General features: G+C 43.9%; 21 protein-coding genes and 1 tRNA gene. 12 read left to right on the plus strand and 10 right to left on the minus strand.

All coding sequences use genetic code 11. The annotated features are described in order from the left end of the window. Positions 1–4: 4 nt before the first annotated feature. Positions 5–1330, plus strand: a complete 1326-nt coding sequence (locus L3V27_RS16530; RefSeq protein ID WP_005396535.1) for a Na+/H+ antiporter family protein — start codon at positions 5–7, stop codon at positions 1328–1330. Between the two features lie 75 nt (positions 1331–1405). Here the strand turns inward: L3V27_RS16530 and L3V27_RS16535 are convergent, their stop codons facing one another. Further along, complete coding sequence (locus L3V27_RS16535) at positions 1406–2035, minus strand: DsbA family protein (RefSeq protein ID WP_012841567.1); 630 nt, start codon at positions 2033–2035, stop codon at positions 1406–1408. 74 nt (positions 2036–2109) lie between these two features. Then, positions 2110–2445: a Grx4 family monothiol glutaredoxin gene (locus L3V27_RS16540; RefSeq protein ID WP_017635833.1), complete on the minus strand. Its 336-nt coding sequence runs from the start codon at positions 2443–2445 to the stop codon at positions 2110–2112. A 284-nt stretch (positions 2446–2729) separates the two neighbouring features. On the opposite strand from L3V27_RS16540, the gene sodB reads away from it, so the two are divergent. The 3 genes from sodB (at position 2730) to L3V27_RS16555 (ending at position 4849) form a co-directional block, all read left to right on the plus strand. Next, entirely contained in the window at positions 2730–3314 is a 585-nt protein-coding gene (sodB, locus tag L3V27_RS16545; RefSeq protein WP_005396533.1) for a superoxide dismutase [Fe], read from the plus strand. A 155-nt stretch (positions 3315–3469) separates the two neighbouring features. After that, entirely contained in the window at positions 3470–3973 is a 504-nt protein-coding gene (locus tag L3V27_RS16550; protein WP_012841566.1) for a VC2046/SO_2500 family protein, read from the plus strand. 132 nt (positions 3974–4105) lie between these two features. Next, positions 4106–4849: an SDR family oxidoreductase gene (locus tag L3V27_RS16555; protein WP_053808810.1), complete on the plus strand. Its 744-nt coding sequence runs from the start codon at positions 4106–4108 to the stop codon at positions 4847–4849. A gap of 142 nt (positions 4850–4991) precedes the next feature. Here L3V27_RS16555 and adhE read toward each other — a convergent pair whose 3' ends face one another. Next, entirely contained in the window at positions 4992–7694 is a 2703-nt protein-coding gene (gene adhE, locus L3V27_RS16560; protein ID WP_012841564.1) for a bifunctional acetaldehyde-CoA/alcohol dehydrogenase, read from the minus strand. 650 nt (positions 7695–8344) lie between these two features. Here adhE and L3V27_RS16565 point away from each other — a divergent pair. Together L3V27_RS16565 and L3V27_RS16570 are read left to right on the plus strand one after the other, a co-directional pair. After that, positions 8345–8983, plus strand: coding sequence for a YchE family NAAT transporter (locus L3V27_RS16565; RefSeq protein ID WP_005396528.1), 639 nt, complete (start codon positions 8345–8347; stop codon positions 8981–8983). A 35-nt stretch (positions 8984–9018) separates the two neighbouring features. After that, positions 9019–9882, plus strand: a complete 864-nt coding sequence (locus L3V27_RS16570; RefSeq protein WP_005396527.1) for an ion transporter — start codon at positions 9019–9021, stop codon at positions 9880–9882. Between the two features lie 55 nt (positions 9883–9937). Here L3V27_RS16570 and asd read toward each other — a convergent pair whose 3' ends face one another. Further along, on the minus strand, positions 9938–11053 hold the full coding sequence (gene asd / locus L3V27_RS16575; protein WP_005396526.1) for an aspartate-semialdehyde dehydrogenase: 1116 nt from the start codon (positions 11051–11053) through the stop codon (positions 9938–9940). A gap of 430 nt (positions 11054–11483) precedes the next feature. On the opposite strand from asd, the gene nhaC reads away from it, so the two are divergent. Further along, positions 11484–12917, plus strand: a complete 1434-nt coding sequence (nhaC, locus tag L3V27_RS16580; RefSeq protein ID WP_237312348.1) for a Na+/H+ antiporter NhaC — start codon at positions 11484–11486, stop codon at positions 12915–12917. Between the two features lie 89 nt (positions 12918–13006). On the opposite strand, the gene L3V27_RS16585 is transcribed toward nhaC, so the two are convergent. The 3 genes from L3V27_RS16585 to yejK form a co-directional block, all read right to left on the minus strand. Next, positions 13007–14170, minus strand: a complete 1164-nt coding sequence (locus tag L3V27_RS16585; RefSeq protein ID WP_237312350.1) for a chemotaxis protein — start codon at positions 14168–14170, stop codon at positions 13007–13009. A 104-nt stretch (positions 14171–14274) separates the two neighbouring features. Further along, positions 14275–15591 carry an Hpt domain-containing protein gene (locus tag L3V27_RS16590; RefSeq protein WP_237312351.1) on the minus strand — a complete coding sequence of 439 codons (1317 nt, stop codon included), beginning with the start codon at positions 15589–15591 and terminating at the stop codon, positions 14275–14277. Positions 15592–15672: 81 nt separating this feature from the next. Then, on the minus strand, positions 15673–16671 hold the full coding sequence (yejK, locus tag L3V27_RS16595; protein WP_005396521.1) for a nucleoid-associated protein YejK: 999 nt from the start codon (positions 16669–16671) through the stop codon (positions 15673–15675). Between the two features lie 85 nt (positions 16672–16756). Between yejK and L3V27_RS16600 the strand changes: the two genes are divergently transcribed. The 3 genes from L3V27_RS16600 to L3V27_RS16610 all read left to right on the plus strand — a co-directional run bounded on the left by L3V27_RS16600 (position 16757) and on the right by L3V27_RS16610 (position 19060). Then, on the plus strand, positions 16757–16984 hold the full coding sequence (locus L3V27_RS16600; RefSeq protein ID WP_005380722.1) for a YejL family protein: 228 nt from the start codon (positions 16757–16759) through the stop codon (positions 16982–16984). 22 nt (positions 16985–17006) lie between these two features. Further along, the gene (locus L3V27_RS16605; protein WP_226420979.1) at positions 17007–18815 is read left to right on the plus strand and encodes a DUF3413 domain-containing protein; all 1809 of its coding nucleotides are present in this window, start codon (positions 17007–17009) and stop codon (positions 18813–18815) included. Positions 18816–18969: 154 nt separating this feature from the next. Beyond that, positions 18970–19060 (plus strand) — tRNA-Ser (locus L3V27_RS16610). 188 nt (positions 19061–19248) lie between these two features. Here L3V27_RS16610 and L3V27_RS16615 read toward each other — a convergent pair. Further along, positions 19249–20172 (minus strand): histone deacetylase, encoded by a 924-nt coding sequence (locus L3V27_RS16615; protein ID WP_237312353.1) that lies wholly within the window; start codon positions 20170–20172, stop codon positions 19249–19251. A gap of 237 nt (positions 20173–20409) precedes the next feature. Here L3V27_RS16615 and L3V27_RS16620 point away from each other — a divergent pair, with 237 nt between their 5' ends. Continuing rightward, entirely contained in the window at positions 20410–21099 is a 690-nt protein-coding gene (locus L3V27_RS16620) for an SDR family oxidoreductase (RefSeq protein WP_005396517.1), read from the plus strand. Between the two features lie 183 nt (positions 21100–21282). Continuing rightward, entirely contained in the window at positions 21283–21489 is a 207-nt protein-coding gene (locus tag L3V27_RS16625; RefSeq protein WP_114323304.1) for a hypothetical protein, read from the plus strand. Positions 21490–21533: 44 nt separating this feature from the next. Here the strand turns inward: L3V27_RS16625 and L3V27_RS16630 are convergent, their stop codons facing one another. Beyond that, a complete protein-coding gene (locus tag L3V27_RS16630) occupies positions 21534–23501 on the minus strand; it encodes a DNA topoisomerase III (protein WP_237312355.1) in 1968 nt (655 codons plus the stop codon). Positions 23502–23605: 104 nt separating this feature from the next. Further along, positions 23606–24154, minus strand: a complete 549-nt coding sequence (locus L3V27_RS16635; protein WP_152811848.1) for an NAD(P)H nitroreductase — start codon at positions 24152–24154, stop codon at positions 23606–23608. Positions 24155–24290: the final 136 nt, after the last annotated feature.

Here is a 24290-nt window from a genome sequence, read left to right on the forward strand (position 1 = left end):
AAGTATGAATCCTGTCGTTATATCAGTGTGCGTCATGCTCGTGTTAGCATTGATGCGCGTAAACGTGGTGGTTGCCCTCACGTTTAGTGCCATCGTTGGTGGCCTTGTCGCAGGCATGAGCCTTGGAGACACAGTTGCCGCGTTCGAAAGTGGTTTAGGTGGCGGTGCAACTATCGCTCTGAGCTACGCAATGTTAGGTACTTTCGCCGTTGCCATCTCTAAATCCGGCATCACGGACCTACTGGCAAAAAGTGTTATCAAGCGCTTAAACGGTAAAGAAAACTCGGCGTCGACTACCGGGTTAAAGTACGCGGTGTTAGTCGCGCTCGTTCTTGTCACTATGTCATCTCAGAACGTAATTCCGGTCCATATCGCCTTTATTCCAATTTTGATTCCACCTCTTTTGGGCGTATTTGCGAAACTTAAGCTCGATCGACGTTTGGTCGCGTGTGTTCTTACCTTCGGTTTGATCACACCTTACATGATCTTACCTGTTGGTTTCGGCGGTATTTTCTTAAACAATATTCTATTAAAGAACCTACATGACAACGGTTTGGAAAACGTGGTTGCAAGCCAAGTTCCAACTGCAATGTTACTGCCAGGTGCTGGTATGTTGTTTGGTCTATTGCTGGCGATCTTTGTTAGCTACCGTAAACCGCGCATCTACGAAGAAACGGAGTTGACTGTCGTTCACGAGACAGATCATGCTATCAATAAAAAGCACATCTTGGTGGCCGCTCTTGGTATTGTCGCCGCATTGGGTGTTCAGCTTTACACCGGCTCAATGATTATTGGTGCTCTAGCTGGCTTTATGGTGTTTACTTTTGGCGGTGTGATTGCCTGGAAAGAAACGCACGATGTCTTCACAAAAGGCGTGCATATGATGGCTATGATTGGTTTCATCATGATCGCTGCCGCAGGTTTTGCTGCGGTAATGAAGCAAACAGGTGGCGTTGAGACATTAGTACAGTCTCTCTCTACCAGCATTGGTGATAATAAGCCGCTTGCTGCGCTATTAATGCTAATTGTTGGTCTGTTGGTAACAATGGGTATCGGTTCATCGTTTTCAACCATTCCAATCTTGGCGACAATCTACGTTCCACTCGCGTTGGCATTTGGTTTTTCGCCAATGGCAACAATCGCGCTAGTTGGTACTGCTGCCGCTTTGGGTGATGCAGGCTCTCCTGCTTCTGACTCTACATTAGGCCCTACATCTGGTCTAAATGCCGACGGTCAGCATGAGCACATTTGGGAAACGGTTGTTCCAACCTTTATCCACTACAACATTCCACTGATCATCTTTGGTTGGATTGCTGCAATGGTGCTTTAGTACCGTTGTTTGATGGATATTCTTAGTTACGAAAAAGCCGCTCATTGAGCGGCTTTTTGTTATTTGAAATCGCGATTATTGCGCTGGCATATTGTCAATAATACGCTCACGTATCAGTTTCAAGGTAGGCTCTGTTGACAGATAATCCACTGCAATCGGGAAATAAGCGTCGTTAATTTGAAGAACCAAGCTAGGGTAAGAATCCACGCCTAGGCTCTTTGCAAGACTCAGTTGATCTTGGAACACACCTTCTAAGAAAGAGCCGTCCATATCGTTCTTGAACTGCTGAACATTCAAACCAATTTCTTTAGCTAGCTGCAAGTGAGTCGCTTCTTCATGAGGAGGCATCGCACGTAAGTAATACGCATGTTGAATCGCTTCTAGCATCTGCTCATAAGAATCTTGAAAGCCCGCTGCGATAACTGCGCGACAAGATTGGTAAGTGCTTCTTACTGGCGTACAAAGCTTCCAGAAATCGTAGTTAAACTTGGTGCCCAACTGACGCTCAATCTGCTTCCAAATAGCTTCGAGTTTTTGTTGCATCTCTGGTGGCATCGGCAAACTAGTATCTGGCGCAAGACCACCCACCACATACTCAAACTGAATAACGCCTGGCAGTTGCTGTTTCAATTTATCAAGCGTCGGTTTGTAACCCCAACACCAACTGCACATTGGGTCATGCACGTAGTAAAGCTTTATGTTCATTCCACTAACCTAAAAAGAAAAAGGAGCCAGTACGGCTCCTTCGTATTCTATCGCTAAATGTGAGTATTTACGAATTACTCAGCTTGATCTTCAGCGCGCGCTGCAGCTTCTTTGATTAGAGGCTGAAGTTCACCTTTTTGGAACATTTCTAGAATGATGTCGCAACCGCCGATAAGCTCGCCTTCAACCCATAGTTGAGGGAATGTTGGCCATTGTGCGTACTTTGGTAGCTCAGCACGGATATCTGGGTTTTGCAGAATGTCTACGTAAGCGAACTTCTCACCACATGCCATTAGAGCCTGTGACGCTTGAGAAGAGAAACCACAGCTTGGCAGTTTCGGTGATCCTTTCATGTACAGCAGGATTGAGTTTTCAGAGATCTGCTGTTTGATTTTGTCGATAGTTTCCATCGCTTCCTCATTCATGGGTTTGAACTTTGTTTATTTGCCACATTCTACTCAATAACGACAGAATAAAAACCATATAATTAATAAGGCTTAAATTCAGGTTGCTTGATGGCGAGCAATTCAGCACTTCACAGCCGCTAACCCCTTAAAATATTTTCATATCGGGGTTTTAATAAAGTAAAAACTTGCTAAAATACTTAGCAAGTCAGCCTTAAAGGCTACATAGCTATAAAAAACACTGGAAGCAATCGAAAGGTCATCCTTTCAAATCAATGGAGAATCGAGTAATGGCATTTGAACTACCAGCTCTTCCTTACGCGAAAGACGCACTAGAACCACACATCTCAGCAGAGACTCTAGACTACCACCACGGTAAGCACCACAACACTTACGTTGTTAAGCTAAATGGTCTTATCCCTGGCACTGAGTTCGAAGGCAAAACTCTAGAAGAGATCATCAAGACTTCTACTGGTGGCGTATTCAACAACGCAGCGCAAATCTGGAACCACACGTTCTACTGGCACTGTCTTGCTCCAAACGCGGGCGGCGAACCAACTGGCGCAGTTGCTGACGCAATCAACGCAGCATTCGGTTCTTTCGAAGAATTCAAAGCGAAGTTTACTGATTCAGCAATCAACAACTTCGGTTCTTCATGGACTTGGCTTGTTAAGAAAGCTGACGGCTCTCTAGAGATCGTTAACACTTCTAACGCTGCTACTCCTCTAACAGAAGAAGGTACAACACCACTTCTAACTGTTGACCTGTGGGAACACGCATACTACATCGATTACCGCAACGTACGTCCTGATTACATGAACGGCTTCTGGGCACTTGTAAACTGGGACTTCGTAGCTGAGAACCTAGCGAAGTAATTTTACTTCCCCCTAAGTTCAATTTAGTCTTATTTTAAAAGCTCGCTGAACCAGCGAGCTTTTTATTTTTCGCTTAAAAACTCCAATTTAATCTCTTCTTTTTCCTAAAGTTCTTCTCAGACACGCCGTTAAAATGGCATCGAGCGAGGAACATCATGCAAATTCATACTTTAGACAAAGCGGCAATTATTAACGAACTTCAGTTCGGCAATGGTATCAATCATGCTGTCCACGAAGGACGTCGTGCCGATTTTGCACTGATTTTGTCGATGTTTTCTAACGATGTACGCGACGTTGTACCTGTAGAGGAAATCAAAGAAGTAGCCACCAGCGAAGATATACTCCGTCAACAACTTGAATTGTCAACGCCTCAAGCTCTTCGTTCTGATAGCAGCAGCTATGAGCTAGCAGCACAGCAAGCAAAACAATTCCACGGTGCAGGTCTACCCTCAGCGAAACTGAGTCACTACTTGAAACCAGACGCCCTGACCTACTTGCCGGAAGATACGTTTAATCTTCCTGAAGACGTTTATCACAACCTATCCGGTCATGAGCGACGCAAATTGGGCGAGCGCAACAAAAACCTCATCCCAGATGCAGGGCTATACAATCAACTAGTGACGGCTCAACGTCAGTATCAAATTCAACTGCAAGTATAGAGATCATTGTTCAACCAACAGCTTGCAGTATCCACAGTCAGAAATGTGACGCCTTACAAATTACCGCACAATAGTCCTCATCCAAAAGCGTTAGTTTGAAGTCTTTCACACTGAGCCTTTCTAATTTCAACCATGCTAATAGCACAAACCACTGGTGTATTTTTTTTCACACAGGGATACAGTGAAGGTGTTATGGATATTAAAGAATCAATTATTCTCGTCACGTCTGCAGGTTCTGTTATAGGAAGGACTTGTGCTAGTCACTTTGCTCACCTTGGAGCGACGTTGATTCTTTGTGACCAAAACTCTAGCGCTCTAAAATCGAGCTATGAGCAGATTAGTGCCTTCACAGATAAAGTCTATGCGATGAATGTGTGCAGTGATAACACAACGTCCATTAACTTACTGTTTGATCAGATAGAATCGCAGCTGCGTGCGACACCAGACGTGATAGTCAATTGCTGGACGAGCTCTCCCATGCCAGGCTTGATGGCTCCCGAACCTATGAGTACTTACATTGATCACTTGTCTTCTGCAGCACGTTTCCTCTACACCTATGGCCAGGTGGGAGCCGAACGATTTCGCGCTAGAAATAAGAAAGGGGTAATTGTTAACGTCATTTCCCATGACAGCCATGAAGATTTAACGGGAGTCGAAAGCATGGCTGCTTTGGTGTCAGGTTTTACTCACAGTTGGGCAAAAGAGCTCACTCCATTTAATATTCGGGTTGGTGGCGTCATTCCTTCGGTAAACCATACAAGAGAAGAACTTAACGAAAGACACTGGGCCGAGATCCAAGATGAATTGGTTCGCAATACCGCATATATCGTATCAAATGAGTATTTTAGTGGCAGAGTGGTTGCTACAGAAGTATGAATGGACAACGTGTTTGTTGCGTAAACGGATCGCTATTACTCAACTCTTTCAACAAAAAAAGCCCCAGTCAAATGACTGGGGCTTTTACTTTTTCCCGGTTAAGGTTTCGTGCTAGCGAAAACCTTACTCACACGACTCTTAATTACGCGTCAGCTTTTTCTTTCTTTGCTTTAGGCGCCGCTTTCGCTGCTTCTTGGTCTGCTTTCTTCTTGATAACTGTTGTACCTTCGAAAGTTTCACCTTCAACGAATGCTTTACCGTAGTAAGAAGCCATTAACACATCTTTAAGTTCGCTAATTAGTGGGTAGCGAGGGTTCGCACCAGTACATTGGTCATCGAACGCTTCAACTGCTAGCTCATCAAGTTTCGCGATAAAGTCTGCTTCAGCTACGCCTGCCGCTTGGATAGACATTGGGATGTCTAGGTTCACTTTTAGCTCATCCAACCATGCTAGTAAACGTTCAATTTTCTGAGCAGTACGGTCACCAGCTTGGCTTAGACCTAAGTGGTCAGCAACTTCAGCGTAACGACGACGTGCTTGTGGGCGGTCGTATTGAGAGAACGCTGTTTGTTTAGTTGGGTTATCGTTCGCGTTGTAACGTACAACGTTAGAGATAAGTAATGCGTTTGCTAGGCCATGTGGAATGTGGAACTCAGCACCTAGTTTGTGCGCCATTGAGTGACAAACACCTAGGAATGCGTTAGCAAATGCCACACCAGCGATAGTTGCGGCGTTGTGTACTTTCTCACGAGCGATTGGGTCGTTAGCGCCGTTCGCGTAGCTTGAAGGTAAGTATTCTTTTAGCATCTTAAGTGCTTGTAGAGCCTGACCATCTGAGTATTCGTTCGCAAGAACAGATACGTAAGCTTCTAGAGCGTGAGTTACTGCATCGTAACCACCAAATGCTGTTAGAGACTTAGGCATGTTCATCACTAGGTTAGCATCAACGATAGCCATGTTTGGCGTGATTTCGTAGTCAGCTAGTGGGTATTTAGCACCAGTCTTGTCGTCAGTAACAACCGCAAATGGTGTAACTTCTGAACCAGTACCTGAAGTTGTAGTGATACATACAAGCTCAGCTTTTTGACCCATTTTAGGGAACTTGTAAATACGTTTACGGATGTCCATAAAGCGCATTGCTAGTTCTTCGAAGTGAGTTTCTGGGTGCTCGTACATTACCCACATGATCTTCGCAGCATCCATTGGTGAACCACCACCTAGCGCTAGGATAACGTCTGGTTGGTAGCTAGCCATTTGAGCCGCACCTTTCTCTACTACAGAAAGCGTTGGGTCAGCTTCAACATCGAAGAATGTTTGAACTTCCATGCCTTGAGCTTTAAGTAGGCTTACTACGTCATCTGCGTAACCATTGTTGAATAGGAAACGGTCAGTTACTAAGAATGCGCGCTTCTTACCTTCTAGGTCGCCTAGAGCAATTGGAAGGCTACCACGACGGAAGTAGATTGACTTAGGTAGTTTATGCCACAACATGTTTTCAGCTCGCTTCGCTACAGTTTTCTTGTTGATTAGGTGTTTAGGACCTACGTTCTCAGAGATAGAGTTACCACCCCATGAACCACAACCTAGCGTTAGAGAAGGCGCAACGTTGAAGTTGTACAAGTCACCGATACCACCGTGAGTAGTCGGGATGTTGATTAGGATACGAGCTGTCTTCATCTTGTCACCGAAGTAACGGATACGGTCAGCGTTAGTATCTTGGTTAGTGTAAAGACCAGATGTGTGGCCGATACCACCAATCTCAACCATAGTTACCGCTTGAGCAACCGCGTCTTCGAAGTTGTCAGCACGGAATAGACCTAGAGTTGGAGATAGTTTCTCGTGAGCGAATGCGTCATCGTGAGACACTTTACCTAGACCTTCACCAACAAGGACTTTCGTGTCTGCTGGAACTTTAACGCCTGCCATTTCAGCGATTGCCGCTGCTGGCTGACCTACGATTTTCGCGTTTAGCGCGCCATCGATAAGAAGAACTTTACGAACTTTTTCTGCTTCTGCTTTGCTTAGTACGTAAGCTTTGTGAGAAGCAAAACGCTCTTTTACTTCGTCGTACACTTCATCAACGACGATTGCAGCCTGCTCAGAAGCACATACTACGCCGTTGTCGAAAGTCTTAGACATCAGGATAGAAGCCACTGCACGTTTGATGTCAGCAGTTTCGTCGATAACAACAGGAACGTTACCTGCACCTACACCGATTGCTGGTTTACCAGAAGAGTAAGCTGCTTTAACCATGCCTGGGCCACCAGTTGCAAGGATAAGAGCAATGTCATCGTGTTTCATAAGAGCGTTAGAAAGCTCAACAGAAGGTTGGTCGATCCAACCGATGATGTCTTTTGGTGCACCCGCTGCTACTGCTGCGTCTAGAACCAGTTTCGCTGCGTCGTTAGTCGAGTTTTTCGCACGTGGGTGTGGTGAGAAGATGATACCGTTACGAGTCTTCAGAGAGATTAGAGATTTGAAGATCGCTGTAGATGTAGGGTTAGTCGTTGGTACGATACCGCAGATGATACCTACAGGTTCAGCGATAGTCATAGTACCTAGGTTGTCATCCTCTTCTAGGATGCCACACGTTTGTTCGTCTTTGTATTTGTTGTAGATAAACTCAGAAGCGAAGTGGTTCTTGATTACTTTATCTTCAACAATACCCATACCAGATTCTTCAACCGCTTGTTGAGCTAGCGGGATACGGGCTTGGTTAGCTGCAAGCGATGCTGCACGGAAGATTTTGTCTACTTGCTCTTGAGAGTAAGTAGCGAACTCTTCTTGCGCTTTCTTAACGCGAGCAATCATTGCATCTAGTTCAGCCATATTAGTTACAGGCATAGGGAATCTCCTAAAATTAACAAATATTAAAAACTTTTTACTAAGGCTATTACTTATCGTTTTTACTGTTTATCAGTCACTTAGAAAACAAACGTCTTAGTAAATTGCTTTCAGGACTGAGTATAATATTTCAGAGTGTGAAAAAAATTGACTTGGATCAGTTCTCACGACCTAAATACCACCAAAGTGGTGCCCCATCACACTAAAACGACATAACTCACTGATAAACAAATAAATTAATCTTCACTTTTTATTGAACAAAAAAGAAGCAAATAGACAAATAAATAAAAGAAACTACAACAACCTGTAAAAAAGTTTCATTTTTAGCCAACAAAATTACATGTAGGCCCAATTCCTTGTGCTACTGAGAGTATATCGAACCGAATACATCTCTCTACAAACCACCTTAGTTTTTATCAAAAGTGTGCGAATGTTAACGTTTATGTAAAACAGCACGCTTTGACAGCAACTTTATACGCAACAATTCTTTTCCAGATTAGATACAGTTTATTAAAGAATTAGTTTTTCTCACTAAAACAGTAGGAAATGCGTTAGTTTTTTTCATTTCTTCCAACCCAACTTTTGCCTTACATTACGCCCAAATTACCCCTTCTCCTTTTCACTAATGTGAACTTTAATGAGTACGCAACATGCAAACTTTTGAACTTGCTATCTTCTTGCAGTTTTTTCTTGGTTTGGTCGCCGCAGTAAACCCTGTTGGTATCATGCCTGTGTTTGTGTCACTAACCGGACATATGACACCAGACGAAAAGCGCAATACGGCAACCACAGCGAACGTGGCTGTTGCGATCATCCTGATCATTTCGCTCTTTGCTGGCCAGTTACTATTAGATATGTTCAGCATTTCTCTGGATTCGTTTCGTGTTGCAGGTGGGCTACTGCTGCTTAGCATCGCGTTCTCGATGATGAGCGGTAAACTGGGGGAAGATAAACAAAACAAACAAGAAAAATCAGAATACGTGAGTCGCGAGCAGATCGGTGTTGTTCCTCTTGCGATGCCGCTAATGGCAGGACCAGGCGCAATCAGTTCGACTATTGTTTACGGTGCACGCTACCCAAGCATGTTTGATACGGTAGGCATCAGCATTACAATTGGCTTGTTCTGTCTATGCTCGTGGCTGTTGTTCCGCTCTGCCCCACTGATCGTGCGATTTTTGGGCCAAACTGGTATCAACGTCATTACCCGTATCATGGGTTTGATATTAGGCGCATTGGGTATTGAGTTTATCGCCAATGGTTTACGCAACTTATTTCCAGGATTAGCCTGAGTTTCTATAAAATTGTATGATAGAGCGATTCAACAATGGATCGCTTTGTCATGACGACTGACTCTCTCAAACATACTCTTTATGTCACCATTTTTGGTACTCATACCAAAGCTGGTCGAACCTTCGATATTGCACTCATTATCGCGATTATCAGTTCTCTAATCGTGCTGGTATTAGACTCAATACCATCCGTACGCGCCGAGTGGGCAAAAGAGCTGAAATACTTGGAGTACACTTTTACCGGTTTATTCACTATTGAGTATTTTCTCCGGCTTTATTGCTCTCCAAAACCAGCCGCCTATGCGAAAAGCTTTTATGGCGTCGTTGATTTACTCGCGATTTTACCTACTTACTTAGCACTGTTTTTCCCTTCTGCCTCCTTTATGGGCGTAATAAGAGCACTACGAGTCATGCGAATATTCCGCATACTCAAGTTGGTCCGCTATCTTCAAGAGTCCAACATCCTCTTACGCTCTCTACTGATGGCGCGCAGAAAGATTTTTATCTTCTTTAGCTCTGTCGCCATTATGGTCACGATCTTTGGGTCACTGATTTTTGTCATTGAGGGGCCTGAAAACGGATTTACTAGCATTCCGAAAAGTATTTATTGGGCTATTGTGACCATCACAACGGTTGGATATGGTGACTTGGTACCTCAAACAGATCTCGGAAAAGGACTTGCCTCACTCACCATGTTGTTGGGTTATTCAATTTTGGCGGTCCCTACTGGTATTTTCACAGCAGAGCTTCACCAAGAAATGCAATCGCACAAAGTATTAGTGAAGTGTCCGAACTGTTCTCACGCCGGGCACGACTCTGATGCGACTTACTGTAAACACTGTGGTAGTGAACTGGCCGATCCTGATAAACGCGTTGTTCGTGGAGAAGACGAAGCATAAAAAAGAGCTCCCTAGGGAGCTCTTTTATTTTGTCATCAAACAAAGATTGATGTGATTATGCTTTCTCAGAAAGAATAATGCGTAACGTACGACGCAATGGTTCTGCTGCGCCCCATAGTAGTTGGTCACCAACAGTGAAAGCATTTAGGAAGTCATCACCCATTGCCATCTTACGTAGACGACCTACTGGTACGGACATAGTGCCTGTTACTTTTGCAGGTGTAAGTTCTTGCGCAGTAATGTCACGATCGTTAGGAATCACTTTAACCCAGTCGTTATGAGTGGCGATGATTTCTTCGATTTCATCCATTGGGACATTTTGTTTAAGCTTGATAGTGAGTGCTTGAGAGTGACAGCGCATCGCACCAATACGGACGCAAGTACCATCGATTGGCACAGGCGAGCTTTGTGAGCCCAAAATTTTGTTTGCCTCTGCGCCCGCTTTCCACTCTTCTTTACTCTGACCGTTATCACGTTTCACATCGATCCACGGAATAAGCGAGCCAGCTAGTGGTACACCGAATTTATCGGTAGGGAAAGAACCGCTGCGCATTGTATCTGCAACTTTTTTATCAATATCTAGGATAGAGCTTGATGGGTTTGCAAGTTCGGAACTTACAGAGTCATTGATAACGCCCATTTGCGAGATCAGTTCACGCATGTTTTGCGCGCCAGCACCAGAAGCGGCTTGGTATGTCATTGCGCTTGTCCACTCAACAAGGCCTTTTTCGAATAAGCCACCTAGACCCATTAGCATTAAACTAACCGTACAGTTACCACCAACAAATGTGTTCGTGCCACCGTGGATGCCTTGTTGGATTTGCTTTAAGTTCACAGGATCAAGCGTGATGATGGAATCTTCCGCCATACGTAACGTAGATGCTGCGTCAATCCAGTAGCCTTTCCAACCGGCTTGTCGAAGTGCTGGGTAAACTTTTTCTGTGTAGCTACCACCTTGACATGTAATTACCGCATCAAGCTGTTTTAAGCTTTCAATATCATACGCGTCTTGCAGTAAGCCTGCGTCTTTTCCTAAGTTAGGAGCAGGAATACCAACTTGAGAAGTACTGTAGAATACTGGTTCGATTAGGTCGAAGTCTTTCTCTTCAACCATACGCTGCATAAGGACTGAACCAACCATACCGCGCCAACCAACTAAACCAACTCTCATCGTATTAACTCTCCATGTATTAAAAAACCTACCCCATAGTTAATTTTTCGCATCAAAATCTCAACCCCTATTTTGTAAATAAGCCTATTTTTTAACCTTTTCCTATGAAAATTCGTGTTAAACGAGATTTTTTAGTGTTTGGTTTGCGATTTCGGCCATTTTTCAAGTAGGGAAAGCCCTGTTACTCCAAATTGGTCTTACCACTCAGTGATAAAATAACACATGAAGCACAATAATTTCACATTACACAACATTTAAAACCAAAAAAGTTAAAACAAACTAACAGTTAATTTCACAAGCAAACGTTTTTGCCGACGAACATCAAGATAAAACACCAAATATTCGAAATATAATTTTTGTTAATGTATGTTATGCGCGATTACAACAAGGAGCGCCTTCCTCTATTGCTCCAAGATTGACAGAGGCACATATGAAGCAAGTTACACCACGCCTACCAAGCTTGATACAGGTATTTATCTCGCTCGGTTTATTTCTACTGCTGGCATTTTCGTTCACTGCCAAGCTAGACCTACCGATCCAGCTAGCGCTGTACATCGGTTGGTTCATTATCATGATATTAGGCATTAAGCTTGGTCATCAGTACAAAGAGCTGGAAAAAGCTGCACTAAATGGCATTTCCAATGGACTTGGAGCCGTCTTAATTCTTCTTGCCGTTGGCGCGCTTGTTGGTACGTGGATCTCTGGTGGTATTGTTCCAACCATTATTTACTACGGCCTTAAAGCAATTCACCCTTCTATCTTTTTGCTAGCAACCATGATCATCTGTTCATTGACTGCGCTAGCGACTGGCACCTCTTGGGGCGCTGCTGGTACTGCCGGTATTGCGATGATGGGTATTGGCCAAGGCCTTGGCGTTCCTGCACCAATTACAGCTGGTGCGGTGCTTTCAGGTTGTTACTTTGGTGACAAAATGTCGCCTCTATCGGACTCCGTCATCCTTGCTTCATCTATGTCTAACGTTGAAGTAATGGAACATATTAAAGGCATGCTGCCGATCGCACTCATTAGCTACATTATTACAGGCATTATGTTTACTGCATTTGGTTTCCACTACGCAGGTCAAGTTGACATGAGCCAGGTAGACTCTGTAATTAAAGCGATGGAGCAGCAATTCTACATCACCCCTTACTCATTTGTTCCTGTGATCATCGTATTGTCACTTCTAGCAATGCGTATGCCTTCATTCCCAGTGATCAGTTTTGGTTCTCTGCTCGGTATTATTTGGGCAGTAATGATTCAAGATGTGGACTTCCTAACCGCGTTCAACACCGCTTGGGCTCCGTTTGCGATTTCTTCAGGCGTAGATTTCATTGACTCAATTCTTAACCGTGGCGGCATGTCTTCAATGCTTGGCTCGGTAGCAGTTATCGTATTCGGCCTTGGTTTTGGTGGTCTACTAGATAAAGTGGGTGTGTTAGAAACTATCGCTAAGCTGTTTGAAAAACGCGTTCAAAGTGCAGGTTCACTGGCAACAAGTACAATCGGTACAGCCTTTATGGGGAACGTATTTGGTTCAGCGATGTACGTTTCACTTATCCTGACACCAAAAATCTGTGCGAAGAACTACGATCGCCTAGGCTACAAACGTAAGAACTTGTCTCGTAACGCAGAGTTCGGCGGCACATTAACCTCAGGTATGGTCCCTTGGAGTGACAACGGTATCTACATGGCAAGTATTCTGGGTGTTGCGACACTATCTTATGCACCGTTCATGTGGCTAAGCTTTGTATGTATCATTGTGACTATCATCAGCTCCTACATGGGTTGGTTTGTTGATAAATGCGAACCAACAGCGGAAGCAGTTGAACAAGCAGAAGGCGAACTGAAGCAGCAAACCGCTTAAGTTCGCATAGATAGGAAGAATCTCTCTTTCCGAGTGAAAGACAAAGAAAAAGAGCGCATGAGCGCTCTTTTTTATATCTCAACCAAACGTTAACTTTGTTTGGCTTGCGTTTTCACTGCTGCACGCTTACCAAACCAATAGCCCAAGCCAAGTGGTGCAAAGAATATAACGGCAATGAACAAGATGAAGTAGATAATGGTACTTTTAACGAGCTCAATCAGCTTGGTCATCGCTAAACTGACCACTTCCTGCGAGACTCGGTCCATATCTTGAGCAAACTTCTCACGCTCATGGGTAATGATCTGCGCGATTTCTTGGCGCTCTCTGGCTACCATCAGCTCTAAAGCTTGGCGCTCCTCACCCAATTGAGATAAACGCGCTTGCGTTTTTTGGTCAATATCGTCAACCAAAGGTTGTAACTCTACCGCCATTTGCTCTGCCAAATAGCGCATGTACTCTGGATTGTTATCAATAAAGTCCTTCATCGAATCAGCCGTAACTTGTAGGCTATTTAGCGCAGTATTAACTTTTTCGATGCTGGCAGAGCTATTTAATGCTAATAACTGCGCCTTCCAAGTCATAATTTTGGGGGTCTGTTCTGATACAAGGCTTAGACGATCCGAGACATCACCTAATGCTTCTGGCATTGTACCTAGCGTAGTCACTGCCTCTTCCTCGCTAATTTGATTCGCATCTAACCACCCACGGTAAGCTGGCGTCCTGATCATACTTAAGCCCGCGAATGGATGTTGCTTAACGAACTCTGCAACAAACGCTTGTGTCTTGATGTACGCTTCTTGTTTCAACAGAGATTGAGCCAGTTTATCCACCTCTTTCGCTAAGTGAGCAGAAACTAACTTTGCCTCCTCTGTCGCAAACAGTTCATGACCAAGGCCAGTCGTAAAGAATTGATCCATCTGTAGCGTAAAAGTCCAAGTATCAATCAGTGCTGCCATTGGCGAGACTTGGTATGCTGCTGCTTGAAGACCTTCTTCAGCATTTATCTTCCAAAGCAAAATATAAGATTGATGGACTTTATCATGCGGCTCATATTGATCGTGCAATGCATCAGCAGCTTGCTCTACCTGAGCAAAAAACTGTTGCGCATACTCACGAGTCAGGAGACGCATATTAAGCTCTTGTTTGGTAAGAGGGACGGTTTGACTCTCGATTTTCACTTCTAACAGGGAGCACCCTGAAAGCATCACAACCAACCCTATCAACATCATTGAAGACAATCGACGAACGGACATGAAAGTACCTTTAACAAATTGTATGGAACAGGAATAAAGCGAACTAAGTCATATAGTTCGGGCCTTTAATACCCCAACTCTGATGATTGTAAGTCAGAGCAATATCAATCTGTTAGCGCTTCTTGTATCTTTTCACTATTGAGAACGTGGTTAGCGAAAAGTATGGTTTGCTTTAGGACATCATCTAAACGTGTCAGTTTCTCTTCCGGCACTTTTTGCCCTTGTTTAATCAACAGTTCAATATCACCCGAAATGCAGTGCAATGGCATTGCCCCTAAACTTCCCGAGACCCCTTTAAGACTATGAGCCGCTCTTTGCGCTTGCTCTTTATCCTCTTCTAATAGCCGATGCATTTTTGAACCATCGCCAGAGTGATCCTGAATAAAGACTTCAAGTAACATTCGCACCGCGCTTTCATCTCCCGATAGCGAGTCCAGCATCTTATTGATATCTATATACGGCTCACGTTCCACGACTTCCACTTGCGATGTGTTCGGCTCATTAGGGCTCTGTTCGTTAACTTGGCTGCTTTGAGAGATTTCGGACTGAGCAGAAAAAACAACGTAAGACCCACCAACTTGCTCAGACTCTTTATCTTCTGCTCTTGATGGTATTAGCGGCTGAACGGTTCTTTGGGAGAAAAGCCCCCATGAAATAAGAGAAAGAAATAAACCACTGATTACTGACAACCAAGTAACAAAGGTCATCAACTTTTGTTCCAACTGGTCATTTATCGACGTTAACTGGTTCGGGAAATCAGGATTAAGCAGTTGATTAACTAGATAGCTGCCTTGCGCCTTGGCAGATAGCGCGCTTGAAGTCTGGGCAAGTTGACGCTGAAAAGCACTTCGCTCTTGAGGAGAAAGCGTGTCCGACTCGATAAAGAGTCGGTCTAAATCACGATAAGTATCGCTATTCGTTGCTGAGTCACTAAAAATAGACTCCAAAACAAGTGCGCCTAAGCGATAGTACATTGATTGAATTTGCTCAGAGTTTTCAGCTCGGGCACGGCTCCTTCGCAACTGCTCGGCTAATGAGACTAGCTCACTGTCACTTCCTACAAAGGCTCGAGCACTTTCTAAAAATCGATCGGTCGCATAAAGCAATTGAGTAATATCTGGTGTGATTTTTCCTTCAGAAAACTCACTTTCAAGCTGTAAGCGAACTGCATAGGCTAACTGAAGTTTTAGTGAAACTTGGTCGACGTGCTTAACACGATAAGGCAGATCAAAGTTAAAAAAGTGTCTGACTTCTTCGACTTTGCTTCCTAGCTCATTCACTGTTGAAATGGTTTGAATCGTTTGTTTGGCTTGCAACCAAATCCCTAGCGCTAAAACACACCATAACACGAACCAGAACCAAACAAACCGCCCCATTCCTTCTTTTAGCTTCAGCAACACTCGCCCCTCGCATATCTCCATTAATTACAAGCATATACTATGGATGTTTCTTATTCACATAAAAAAGAGAGCCATTGGCTCTCTTAATTTGACGATACGGTTTTAGTTGCGACTCAACTGATCTTTTAGATTTGGTGGCGTACCTTTAATCGTTAAGGTATCCGTCTCTGGGTCATAAAAAATACGCTCGCCAAGCAATAGGCTATCAAAGCTAATATTCAAGCCACCGCCAGCACCAACAAATTTAGTCAGTTTGCGAACCGTCGCACGGTCACCAGGGAAAGATTCTTCAAGCTCGTACCCTTGCTCTTTGGTAAAATCCATAAAGCTTGTGCCATCTTGGCTTGGAGGAAGCTCTCCAGAAAGCTCTGAGATTTGAACCTCATCACCAGATTTAATTTGCTCATTACAGTAGTCGTAAACTTGCTTTTTATACTCGTTCACTTCTTGCTTTTCTAGCTTCGAATCAGCACAAAAATCATCCACCGCCTGCATTAACACTAAGTTTTGTTGTTTAGTATCTAAGCCGATGTCCGCTTGCAGGAAATCTAGGAAGAAATCCGCTACTTTACGGCCGACGCGTCCCTTGATGTATTGCAAGTAACGATTAGATTCCTTGTCAGTGTCGTAGCTCGACAAGTCAATGCGTGCCGCAATATCCATTTTGGTGATATCTAGGTAATCCGTCGCACTGATGTCCAAACCTTCGGTCACTTTTAAACTTTGGTTCATTGGTAAGATACCGATGAACAAGTAGTCCGTTGCTAAACTCTGATACTCAGCGAAAACCAAAATACCTTCATCCGCAAATGGGTACTTAATCAACTCTTCTTTCAAGCGATTTGCACTAATTTGTGAGAAGTCGTAAAAATCTCGCTCTCCTTTGCGCATTTCTTGAAGCCAAAATTGAAATTCGCTGTCTGACTGGAAAGAGCCAAAACCTTTACCAGCTTTAGAATGGAATACTCGGTGAAGCTCAGCGACTAAGTTTTCAGTAGATGCATCGTTCTCTAATGATGCTGGACGAAAGTTTACAACTAGCTCGTCCTGATCGTTTTTGCACAGTTGATGCAGAATAACGTTTGAAAGATGAAGGCTCATAGTGATTTTATCTTGCTACAAGGTTTTAGTTGATGGGCATTGTAGGTTATCATAAGCCGCTTTTACTATCATTATTAGAGTCTTTATGCCGATTACATCTAAATATACTGACGAGCAAGTAGAGAAAATTCTTGCTGAAGTAGCAACAGTTCTTGAAAAACACGCTGCTTCTCCTGAGTTGACGCTAATGATTGCCGGAAATATCGCAACCAATGTCTTAAATCAACGTGTTGCTGCTTCACAACGTAAAGCGATTGCTGAAAAATTTGCTCAGGCGCTGATGTCTTCTTTAGAAACACCAAAAACACACTAATAACGGACAATAGAACACATACATGGTAGACAGCGGAAACTCATACGGCGAACGTGTATCTCGACTGGTTGGTTGGGGTCACTGGTTTGCATTCTTCAATATCGTTGCATCGATGTTGATAGGCACACGCTACATTGTTCAGTCTCCTTGGCCCGAGACGTTACTTGGTCAGTTTTATCTGGCGGTTTCTTGGGTTGGTCACTTTGGCTTTCTAGTTTTCGCGCTTTACTTGCTCGTTCTATTCCCGTTAACGTTTATCCTGCCATCGCGGAAATTGTTCCGTTTGGTGGCAGTGATTTTCGCGACCGTTGGGCAAACCATATTATTGATTGATACCCAAGCGTATCAGTCGATCAATTTGCACTTAACTCCTGTCGTTTGGGAGTTACTATTCAGCGAAGATAAAAGTGCACTCAGCACTGATCTACAACATCTCTTTGTTGTAATGCCGTTGATCTTCCTTATTCAGCTCGCTCTATCCGAATGGGTATGGCGAAAACAGCGCAAACTATCTCATAAGCACGTAGGACGTCCTCTAGCAGCTGTATTTTTCCTCAGCTTTATGACCAGCCATTTGGTTTATATTTGGGCAGATGCATACTTCTACAATCCAATTACCAGTCAGCGTTCAAACTTCCCATTGTCTTATCCGATGACGGCGAAGAGTTTTATGGAAAAACATGGTCTACTTGACCGTGAGGAATACCTAAAACGCTTAGCGGAAAATGAAGGCAACGTAGAGTTAGTCAATTATCCTCTAGAAAAGCTAGAGTTTAACCGTCGAGTCAATAAGCTCAACGTGTTGATGATCAGCGTAAATAACCTGCGTGCAGACGCGCTGAATCCAGAAGAAATGCCTAACCTCTATGAGTTTGCCGAAAACAATCAGAACTTCCGTAATCATTACAGTTCAAGTAATGATACTTACGGGGCTTTCGGTTTGTTCTACGGCTTACCAACCAGTTACGCCTCAAGCATCAAGGCGCAAGGTGCTTCGCCGGTGTTACTCGATGTACTGAAAGATCAGGGTTACAACTTCGGCTTATTCAGTGGCAGCGGGTTTGAAGATGATCTCTACTCAGAGATTATTTTCCGCGACTTAAAACTAGCGGAAGACCTCGATGGCACACAAGCTCATACCGATAAGCAATCTATCGCGAACTGGAATACATGGTTAACAGAGAAAGCGAGTCAACCATGGTTTAGTTACATCGAAGTCACCACCGTTGATAATTTTGAATCGATCCCTTCAAATAATGACGAAGAAATGTCCGCAAGTGAACGCTTCAAAAAAGCTTATGAATATGCGGTGAAATCAGCGGATAAAACCATCGCTAGCATTATTGGTGAGCTTGAAACAAATGGACTATTGACAAACACCATCGTGATTATCACTTCTAATCACGGTAGTGAGTTTAACGAAACCAATACGAACAGCTGGGGCGCAAACAGCAACTACAGCCGTTATCAGTTACAAGTTCCTATGGTAATCCAATGGCCAGGAATGTTGGCTGGTGAATTTAATCACAGCACAAGCCACTTGGACCTTTCGGTCACGTTGTTGCAGGATATGCTCGGTGTATCTTCCAACCCATATGATTACAGTAGTGGCCGTAACCTATTTGATGAAAGTCGTCGCCGTTGGATCCTAGCGGGTGACACTCGTGAGCTTGCCTTAATTACTAGCTCGCAAACCACAGTGATCGATAAGTTTGGCAACTACAAGTTGTATGACAAAAATTACAAACGACTTCGAGATGATGCACCGAAGTTGCCAGTTTTGATGCAAGGTTTAACTGAGTTACAGCGTTTTTATTCTAAAAACGATTAATACCTAGCAATCCATACACTATTCAAACTCCCCTTTTTGGGGAGTTTTTGTTTATTTAAACAACACAAACCACAAATTTGCGCAGTAAACATCCAATCAGTTCAACTAGGGGTTTACAACATTTTCAAAGCCTTATATTATGCGCCTCAACAACGGAGAGATGGCTGAGTGGTTGAAAGCACCGGTCTTGAAAACCGGCATACGTTAATAGCGTATCTAGGGTTCAAATCCCTATCTCTCCGCCACATTTAGAAAAAGCCCGCTAAGAAATTAGCGGGCTTTTTCGTATATCCAGAATTGAAAAGATTAGTACAAATCCCTTCTTTGAACACAACTAAGCACTCCGCCACACTCCGAAAGAACCCACAAAAAATTAATGCCCTTTTCGTTCGTTCCAGTGTTGAATCAATTTGATATTTACATCTAGTTGTATCTACTCATCAATAAAGACTTCTTTAGCGGCATTGATAAGCTGCAAATGGATTGGGACGAGGTCAGCATGATTCGTTCGATATCCACCTCCAACGACAGCTGCGACAGGGATACCTCGAGATTTCACTGTTTGCATTAAAAATCTATCACGTTCTAAAATCCCTTGAGTCGACACATCAAAATATCCAAGCTCATCGTCTTGATGTATATCGACACCAGCATCGTAGATAACTAAATCAGGGCGATGAAGATTAAGTGCCATATCGACCACTTCTTTAAACGCCATTAAAAAATCCTCATCACCTGTTCCTCGCACCAAAGGCACATCTAGATCAGACTGAGGCTTTCTAGCCGGGAAGTTTTTGTCACAGTGGAAAGAAAGCGTGATGATATCTGGCTCATCGTGACACAAAGTTGCTGTTCCATCCCCATGGTGAACATCACTATCAATGATCAATACTTTATCGACATGTTCGACTTCGAGCGCTTGCCTGGCCGCGATCACTAAGTCATTAAATAAACAAAAACCACTGCCAAACTCTTTGTGTGCGTGGTGATACCCGCCACTCAAATGAATGGCAACACCATACTCAAGTGCTTTATTTGCGGTCAAAGCCGTGCCCGCTGCTGAAGTTAGCGTTCTGGTAATGAGAGACTCACTCCAAGGAAAACCTATTCGGCGCATCTTCGCAGCTGGCATGTTTCCATTCACAAGTAAGTCGACGTATTCCTGGTCATGAACACGTTTTACTTCCTCAACAGTTAATGCTTCTGGCTGGAAAAACTGCACGTGTTCTTTCCAGTTATCTTTCTCCATATGTACCAATACCGATTCATAGAGGTACTGGTACTTCATAATTGGGTAACGATGCCCCTCTGGCAACTCAAGTTGAGAATAAATCGGGTGGTAGATAAATGGCAGCATGAGAAATTCTTAATAACAATGGTAACGAAATAGTATCAACTTCAAGGGTTGAATAAAATGCAATTTATATACATATGAATTCTACTTTCTTTGCTATTCTCGGCGCACTGTTTGGCTCTCTTTGTGCTCTGTCCCTATTTTCATCTTTCGTTGTTGGTGCGTGGTGGCTGGTTGATTTTATTGCGCTTAGCTAACACAATGACTTTCAACTGAAATCAAAAAAATATAGGTGTTTGTATGAGTCAAACCGTCTTTATTACCGGAGCAAATCGCGGCATTGGCCTTAGCTTAACTGAGCTGTACCTGAAGCAAGGCCATCAAGTACACGCTACTAGCCGTTCCTTAGAGAACAGTTCTGAACTACAAACTCTAGCCTCACATTACAGCAATCTAGTTTTGCACGAACTGGATGTTACTCACTACGAACAAGTCGCTCTGCTTGCAGATAAGCTCCCCGCCATCGACTTACTCATTAACAATGCAGGATATTACGGCCCCAAGGGATATGGCTTTGGAAACACTGACGTAGAAGAATGGCGTAAAGTCTTCGAAGTAAACACCATTGCACCGTTAAAACTGGTTGAGCACTGTTACCCTCGCTTACAACAAGGCAAGATGAAAAAGATTGCTTGTATCTCATCAAAAGTGGGGAGCATGACCGAAAATACGTCCGGTGGCGGTTATATTTATCGTTCATCGAAAGCGGCGCTAAACTCGGTTGTTAAAAGCTTGAGTAATGATTTAACACCTGAAGGATTTACCGTTTTAGCGCTTCATCCTGGTTGGGTAAAAACGGCAATGGGCGGGCCAAATGCATTGATCGATACGCAAACCTCCGCGCAGGGCCTAGCGAACGTGATAGAGCTGAGTACACCGCAACTTTCAGGTCGATTTATTAACTACGATGGTACTGAGCTACCTTGGTAGCGGCGTTAAGAAACAACCATCAATAAACCAAATAACACCTAAGCTAGGCTTCATAATCGTGACTTGGTTGGCAAACATAATGTTCATCGGCGATCTACCAGCATAATTCGCGCAATCTAACTTGAATTTATCTATATCCAATCCAGACTTATGAAAAAGTAGAACAATTAAGGAGAAGGCACGATGGCAGCAGATAGGGATTTGGTTAATTTTAGCGAAGAGCACGAGCTAAACTACTGCTTGAGAAGTGCTGGTAAACGCCAAACTCAAGCGAATCGAGATACATTAGTTGACTTGGGCAAGCAGGTGAAAGAGGTACTGGACAAACGCGTGTTAACTCAAGGAGAAGTAAGAGGCGCGATCCAAAACCACGGTGACCTGTTCGAGTAATCTATTTTCAAGCATGCGCGGTGTTTAATTACGCCGCGCTTGTCCTATGCCCGCTTACCTTTGGTTGCACGAGATTTAGCCGCGCCACCACTCTTTGAATAACTACGCTTTTTACGTTTAAACGCTGGACGTTCCACCTTGGGTAGATGACGTAATGAATCAGGGATCGGCCCTGCTTTTACTTGTGCCATCAAACCATCAATGCGTTGCTCTAGTGCTTGCATAAACGGCTGATATGCCTGATTTCTCTCTGCCATACCTTGTAACTGGTGCTCCCAATGAGCCGTCATATCTGGGTACGTTGAATCCTGTGGCAAGGCATGAATGAGACCTCTTCCCGCAGGAGAGCTGAGAATTGATTTACCTTGACGCGTGAGCAGTTGGCGTTTGAACAGCGTGTCCAAAATACCAGCGCGAGTCGCTTCCGTACCTAGCCCATCAGTATCACGAAGGATTTTTTTCAGTTCTTTATCCGCAACGTAACGGGCGATCCCGGTCATCGCTTGCAACAGCGATGCTTCGGTAAAGTGCTTTGGTGGCTCGGTTTTTCGGTCTTTTATTTCCCCTTCACGACAAGTTAACACGGTGCCTTCGGGTAACGGTGGAACGGCATCAATACCTTCATCTTCCTTGTCAGTTTTGCCCATTAGCGCTTTCCAACCCGGCGAAACTAACTGACGACCTTTCGCGATAAACGTACCACCAGCGATATCGAAAACCAATTTCGCTTCTGCGTAAACCGCCGCCGGATAAAACTGCATGAGATACTGGCGCGCAATCAATTGATACACTTTCATCTCATTACCCGAAAGCGCATTCACATTAGCTTGTTTTGGTGTAGGGATAATCGCATGGTGCGCATCCACTTTTTTATCATTCCAAGCTTTGGACTTTAATGTTAAGTCTGCTCCCTGAACGGCACCTTGCAGCTCTTTTGCGTTATTCGCAATAGCTGTTGTCACCGTCCCTGCTTGTGAGTAGTGTTCCATCGGTAAATAGCGACAATCTGAACGTGGATAAGTGATCAGCTTGTGCTTTTCATACAATGCCTGACAAGTATCTAGTACTTGTTGCGCACTCATACCATAGCGCTTCGCTGCATCGATCTGTAAAGCAGATAATGAATAAGGTAGTGGTGCGGATTGCTTGGTTTGCTTTTGTTCCGACTCCGTCACTTTCGCGGGTTGATTTGCAATGCGGTTTGCAACGTTTTCCACTAACTTACGGTTTAACACTCGCCCTTCTTCATCCTGCCAAGGCTTGCATGCCTCACTTGGCTTCCAACGAGCACGAATATCAAAAGTACCATTGGCATCTTGATACGGAATAAGAGCATGTAGGGTAAAATAGTCCTTCGGGACAAAGTTTTCGATTTCCTCATCACGACGCACCACTAAGCCAAGAACTGGCGTTTGCACTCGCCCTACCGAGAGAACACCTTGATACCCTGCTTTTTGACCAAGCAAGGTATAAGCACGAGACATGTTCATACCATACAGCCAATCAGCCCGAGAGCGAGCCAATGCAGAAACTGAAAGTGGGATAAACTCTCGATTACTGCGCATAGAACTGAGTGCACGTTTAACCGCAGGTAAGTTCAAGTCGGAAATCAGCAAACGCTGTGTGGATTCCTTCTTGGTTTTAGATAACTTGCAATAGTCGAGAACTTCATCAACTAACAGCTGACCCTCGCGGTCAGGGTCTCCTGCATGAATGACTTCGTTAGCTTCTTTGAGCAATTTGCGAATCACTGTTAATTGCTTACTTGCGCTTTTCCTCGGTCTGAGCTGCCATTGCTGCGGAACAATTGGTAAATCTGCCATATTCCACTTTTTATAACGCTCATCGTAAGCGTCAGGTTCGACTTGTTCGAGCAAATGGCCGATACACCAAGTAACGATATCCCCGTTCCCACAGCGGATGAATCCTTGATCTTTCTTTTGAGGGTTTGGCAGTGCTGCGGCAATCGCACGGCCTAAGCTTGGTTTTTCAGCAATAAACAGACGAGACATAACGTTTTGGAAATAAATATAATTAGGGCCACATTAACGAATGTAGCCCTAATAAATCAAGAAAAACTGTATAAATAAACAGTCAAGTTTGTTTAAGTTTTCAGTTATAGAAATTCAACAAACTGAGAAAGGTCACGCTCAGGAACTTTCATCGGTGTGCAACCAGGCGTACCTAGGTACAAGAAACCAACAATCTCATCGTCACCTTCTAAACCAAACGCTTGATGAACTTCTGGATGGAACATCCACTTACCTGAGCGCCAAAACCCTTGAAAGCCTTGCGCTACGGCTGCCATCTGCATGGACTGTACTGCACATCCAGCAGATAAGTGTTGCTCTAGTGCAGGCACTTTCTCATGTTCCGTTACTTTAGCAATCACCGTGATCACCATTGGCGCACGAAATGGCGCATTTTTCACCTTTTCGACCACCGCTTCATCACTATTTTCAGCTTCTGCCGCTTTTATCAAGATATCTGACAGTTTTTTCAAACCATCGCCCTGTGCGATAACGAAACGCCAAGGGGTTAATCCCGCATGGTCAGGCGCACGAAGGCCTGCACGAATGATGTTCTCAAGCGCTTTACCTTCTGGTGCAGGCGCAGATAACTTCGCGATAGATCGGCGATTGAGCAAAAGATCGAGAGCGTCCATGAAAGAGTCCTTATCGAATATCGTTGTTATTTTGTTTACGCTACTTTAGCACAATCTCTTCCTACGAATAACAACCGGTTTTCTGTGGGCTTGATAACGTGCTTCACTTAACATCAAGCTGGATTTAATGTTAATT

It is taken from the genome of Vibrio sp. J2-3(2022), assembly GCF_021725735.1.
Taxonomy (GTDB): Bacteria; Pseudomonadota; Gammaproteobacteria; order Enterobacterales; family Vibrionaceae; genus Vibrio; species Vibrio diabolicus.

Bases quoted from the DNA above. Each gene is read 5' to 3' on its own strand.
- L3V27_RS16530 (WP_005396535.1), top strand. From the start codon at position 5: ATGAATCCTGTCGTTATATCAGTGTGCGTCATGCTCGTGTTAGCATTG.
- L3V27_RS16535 (WP_012841567.1), bottom strand. From the start codon at position 2,035: ATGAACATAAAGCTTTACTACGTGCATGACCCAATGTGCAGTTGGTGT.
- L3V27_RS16540 (WP_017635833.1), bottom strand. From the start codon at position 2,445: ATGGAAACTATCGACAAAATCAAACAGCAGATCTCTGAAAACTCAATC.
- sodB (WP_005396533.1), top strand. From the start codon at position 2,730: ATGGCATTTGAACTACCAGCTCTTCCTTACGCGAAAGACGCACTAGAA.
- L3V27_RS16550 (WP_012841566.1), top strand. From the start codon at position 3,470: ATGCAAATTCATACTTTAGACAAAGCGGCAATTATTAACGAACTTCAG.
- L3V27_RS16555 (WP_053808810.1), top strand. From the start codon at position 4,106: ATGCTAATAGCACAAACCACTGGTGTATTTTTTTTCACACAGGGATAC.
- adhE (WP_012841564.1), bottom strand. From the start codon at position 7,694: ATGCCTGTAACTAATATGGCTGAACTAGATGCAATGATTGCTCGCGTT.
- L3V27_RS16565 (WP_005396528.1), top strand. From the start codon at position 8,345: ATGCAAACTTTTGAACTTGCTATCTTCTTGCAGTTTTTTCTTGGTTTG.
- L3V27_RS16570 (WP_005396527.1), top strand. From the start codon at position 9,019: ATGGATCGCTTTGTCATGACGACTGACTCTCTCAAACATACTCTTTAT.
- asd (WP_005396526.1), bottom strand. From the start codon at position 11,053: ATGAGAGTTGGTTTAGTTGGTTGGCGCGGTATGGTTGGTTCAGTCCTT.
- nhaC (WP_237312348.1), top strand. From the start codon at position 11,484: ATGAAGCAAGTTACACCACGCCTACCAAGCTTGATACAGGTATTTATC.
- L3V27_RS16585 (WP_237312350.1), bottom strand. From the start codon at position 14,170: ATGTCCGTTCGTCGATTGTCTTCAATGATGTTGATAGGGTTGGTTGTG.
- L3V27_RS16590 (WP_237312351.1), bottom strand. From the start codon at position 15,591: ATGGAGATATGCGAGGGGCGAGTGTTGCTGAAGCTAAAAGAAGGAATG.
- yejK (WP_005396521.1), bottom strand. From the start codon at position 16,671: ATGAGCCTTCATCTTTCAAACGTTATTCTGCATCAACTGTGCAAAAAC.
- L3V27_RS16600 (WP_005380722.1), top strand. From the start codon at position 16,757: ATGCCGATTACATCTAAATATACTGACGAGCAAGTAGAGAAAATTCTT.
- L3V27_RS16605 (WP_226420979.1), top strand. From the start codon at position 17,007: ATGGTAGACAGCGGAAACTCATACGGCGAACGTGTATCTCGACTGGTT.
- L3V27_RS16615 (WP_237312353.1), bottom strand. From the start codon at position 20,172: ATGCTGCCATTTATCTACCACCCGATTTATTCTCAACTTGAGTTGCCA.
- L3V27_RS16620 (WP_005396517.1), top strand. From the start codon at position 20,410: ATGAGTCAAACCGTCTTTATTACCGGAGCAAATCGCGGCATTGGCCTT.
- L3V27_RS16625 (WP_114323304.1), top strand. From the start codon at position 21,283: ATGGCAGCAGATAGGGATTTGGTTAATTTTAGCGAAGAGCACGAGCTA.
- L3V27_RS16630 (WP_237312355.1), bottom strand. From the start codon at position 23,501: ATGTCTCGTCTGTTTATTGCTGAAAAACCAAGCTTAGGCCGTGCGATT.
- L3V27_RS16635 (WP_152811848.1), bottom strand. From the start codon at position 24,154: ATGGACGCTCTCGATCTTTTGCTCAATCGCCGATCTATCGCGAAGTTA.